The organism is Candidatus Williamhamiltonella defendens (assembly GCF_900699045.1).
GTDB classification, from domain to species: Bacteria; Pseudomonadota; Gammaproteobacteria; order Enterobacterales; family Enterobacteriaceae; genus Hamiltonella; species Hamiltonella defensa_A.
Map to the genome: position 1 here is coordinate 1 of NZ_CAADHL010000013.1, position 234 is coordinate 234.

1 pseudogene is annotated in these 234 nt (G+C 41.9%); it reads left to right on the forward strand.

Annotated elements, in window-relative coordinates:
* Positions 1–234, forward strand: a pseudogene (locus CICURV3402_RS07040) (recombinase family protein); the annotation flags it as partial.

Here is a 234-nt window from a genome sequence, read left to right on the forward strand (position 1 = left end):
GAACAACAAATAGACTGCTTGACTCGACTCAGTAAGCACGGACTAAATAACGCTACAAAAAAGATTGAACAACATGAACTGCGAATTGTCCGCCTAGATGTGCCCATTTCATGGTAAGCCTTGTCTGATTTAGAAATATCACAGAACGATCCGATCACACGTACCAGGCCGCTATCAATAATATTCTGATAGATCTGATGTCGGTGATAGCACATAAAAACTGGCTGAGTCGAC